Origin of the sequence: uncultured Campylobacter sp. (assembly GCF_938018035.1) — a bacterium.
Classification (GTDB): Bacteria; Campylobacterota; Campylobacteria; order Campylobacterales; family Campylobacteraceae; genus Campylobacter_B.
The window spans coordinates 1-3,411 of the sequence record NZ_CALIJF010000247.1 but is presented as its reverse complement, the minus strand read 5'-3'; the positions used below and the strand labels follow the sequence as shown (position 1 = coordinate 3,411).

Genomic DNA, 3,411 nt, shown 5'->3' with positions numbered 1-3,411 from the left:
GGGAGAGGCGATCGTAACGTTTAGTGTAGAAGATACCGGCATTGGAATTTCTGAAGATAAGCTCGCAAATGTATTTAACGCCTTCTCTCAGGCCGACTCTACGATCACACGCAAATATGGTGGAACAGGTCTTGGACTTACGATTTCGTCTAAATACGTAGCGATGATGGGCGGTAAGCTTCAGGTTAAATCTACCGTAGGAAAGGGTACTAGATTTTACTTTACCCTTGCTTTTAAAGAGACGCAAAAGACCGATGCAGACGCAGTATTTGAAAGTATCAAAGGGCTAAATTTTGCGCTTTTAGCCGATAGCGCCGATACGATGTATAATGATATCGTTAAAAACTACATCAGCAAGCTAGGCGGTAAAATTTCGATATTTAATACAAACGCGCAGTTCCGCTCAGCGCAAAATAATAACAAATATGACGCCCTCATTACTAGATTTAAGAATTACGGCGAGGTTAGCGATATATTGAGTATGCCTACGATCTTGACTCTTAAGCCAAAAGAGCTTCAAAGTATTAGTATTTCAAATTCTAAAATTTTTACCCTCACAGAGCCTTTTAACTTAACTAAATTCGTTAAGACGCTAGATAAAATTTCAAAATCCGGAATTGCTCTAAGTAGATCGGATTTTGCTCCACAGACGCATGAGATTAAGCTGGATACCGAGGTAGAAAAGCCTATCGTCGCTGATGAAATGATTATGGAAGAGCCGGTAGTAAAAGAAAGACCTATCATCAACAAGCTCGATGAATTACGACATGCTACTACTTCGTCGGCAGACGAGCTACGCGCTATCTTGCAAAGCAGAAGGCGTACACACGATGCCGAGGCTCATTCTGCGCATAAAGAGGAAACTGTTAGTAAGCCTAGTATTGCTCAAGAGCTCAAAAAAGAAGCTCCTAAAGCAGAAGAGCCGGTCATTAAGCCTATAGATATCGAGCCTATGAACGATATTAAGATTGAAAAGACAGAGCCTGAATCGCCAAAGATCGATATTGATATTCCTGAAATAGTAATTCCACACGCAGAAAAGCCAAAGGTAGAGCCTTCAAGCACAAAGGATGCCCAGACCGATATCGATGAGCCTATATCTTTGGAAATCCCTGATGATTTTGTGGGGCTCAAAACACATGCGACGCAGACCCAGGCTCCTAAAGCCGAAACTCCTAGCATCGATCTTTCTGATATCGAAATAGAGCTTCCTAAGATCAAAAAAGAGGAAGAAGTAAAGGCTGAGCCTGCGAAAGTAGAAATTCCAAAGGCTAAGGTTGAGACGCCTAAGGCTGAGATTGAAATTCCTGATATAGATATCGATCTTTCGGATATCAAACCGAGCGCCAAGGTGCAAGAGCCTGCCAAAAAGGTTGAAATTCCAAGCGTAGAAGAAGAAATTCCGGTAGCCATTAAAACCGAGCCTGAAATTCCTATCGCTAAAGCTTCGAAGCCTGATGCTTCAAGTGTTTCTGCTCATGAAGATGAAATTTCAAATGTTAAACTTTCAGAACCTGAAATTCCAACTAAAAAGATAATTGAACCAGAACCTATCGCTGTTGAGCCAGAGCCGGTAGCAATTGAGCCTGAACTAAAACCTATCGAGCCAAAACTTGAAGAGGTTAAACAGGGACCTTCAAATATCGAGTCTGAACCGGTAACGCCAGTAGTAGAACCAGCGGCTCAAAATATTCCTGTCGAAGAGCCGAGTATTGAGCCGGAGCCTGTAGATATTCCGAAGGTGGAGCCTGCTACTCAAAACGACCATGTCGAAGAGCCTGAGATCGAGCCTGTTAGCGTAAAAGTCGAACCGGTAGTTATCCCGCAGCCTGAGGAAGAGGAGATGGTCGAGGTGCCCGTCACCGTATACGAAGACGAGCAGCAGGAAGAAACCATTATGGTTGAAGAGGATGTCGAAGTCGAAGAAGAGGTTGAAGTGCCGGTAGAGCGAAATCCTGCCGATGAAAATGTACCTTTGGTCAATAGAAAATATAACGCCAAAATCCTTATTGCGGAGGATAATGAGATCAATCAAAAGCTTATGAAGCATACGTTAAATAGCTTTAATATGAATTTGACGATAGTCGAAAACGGACTTTTGGCGCTGGAAGCCAGAAAAGCCAATAATGACTATGATCTCATATTTATGGATATTTCGATGCCTGTTATGGACGGTATCGAATCTACAAAGCAGATCAAGCAATACGAGCACGAGAATAATCTCCGCCACATCCCGATCGTGGCTGTTACCGCCAATGCGCTAAAAGGTGATAGAGAGAAATTTATGGCAGCAGGACTTGACGAATACTGCACTAAGCCGATCAAAAAGGATATCTTAGCTCAAATGCTAGATAATTTTATCGGTGATAAACGATCTGATGCAGCGCCTGCCGGTGGAACTACAAAGAAGCTGGTTAAAAAGCTTGTCAAACGCCAGGTGCCTAAGACGGTCATTAAAACTGTCAAAGTGCCAAAGACAATAATGAAGCTAGTTCCTAAAAAAAGCATAGTTTCCGATGACGTAGTGAAAGCTAAAGGTGCGCGAGTGCCGACAAAAGATATACTTATATGCAAGGCAAACATTATGGAAAGTAAAATTTTTGCCAGTATATTAAAACACCAGTATAAAGACGTAGAAATTGCGGGCAATTTCGACCAGCTTATTTCTATGGCGACTACGGGTAGTTATAAGCTTGTTTTGATTGATAAAAAGCTAGCGGGGCTAGACTTAGCGGCGTTAGAGAGCTTGCGCCGAAAAGCGTCTGCGACCAAGCTAGTTCTGTTTTCTAACGACAACGATGAAAATCCACTATTTAGCGAAGTCGCTAGTTACAATATCACCAAGTCGGGTCTTGAGAAACTCGCACAAAAATATATATAAGGATGAGGTCTTAAATGAGAGATTTGAAAGTTTTAACGGTTGATGACGACGCTATAAATTTAAAGCTACTTGAAGTTATGCTAAAAAAATACGGCAAATTCCAAACCATACTCCAAGCCAAAAATGGTTTGGACGCCCTTGCCGTACTTGAAGTTCAGCCCGTTGATTTGATTTTATTAGATATCGTAATGCCTGTGATGAATGGGCTGGAATTTTTAGATAATCTTCACGCTAGAGAAAGTATAGCTCATATCCCCGTCATTGTCCTTACGACGGACGAGACCGCTAAACGAGAGGCTTTAAATAAAGGTGCTTATGACTTTATGACAAAGCCCATCAACGACAAAGATCTTCACAAAAAACTAGACGATGTTATGAATATTATCGGCGATTAAATTGCCGATTTTGTCCTCGTAGCTCAGTAGGATAGAGCGCAAAATTCCTAATTTTGAGGCCACAGGTTCGAATCCTGTCGGGGACACCATCTATCAAATTTTCCCCCTATTTTTAGTTTTTTGATTTTTTTAAAA

At 41.7% G+C, this 3,411-nt stretch carries 2 protein-coding genes and 1 tRNA gene; all 3 read left to right on the top strand.

The window, feature by feature from the left end; genetic code table 11:
* The coding region (locus tag Q0257_RS07330; protein ID WP_298023442.1) for a response regulator at positions 1 to 2,881 on the top strand (2,881 nt) is incomplete at its 5' end.
* Between the two features lie 14 nt (positions 2,882 to 2,895).
* Entirely contained in the window at positions 2,896 to 3,276 is a 381-nt protein-coding gene (locus Q0257_RS07325) for a response regulator (protein ID WP_005869488.1), read from the top strand.
* 12 nt (positions 3,277 to 3,288) lie between these two features.
* A tRNA-Arg gene (locus Q0257_RS07320) sits at positions 3,289 to 3,365 on the top strand.
* Positions 3,366 to 3,411 lie beyond the last annotated feature (46 nt).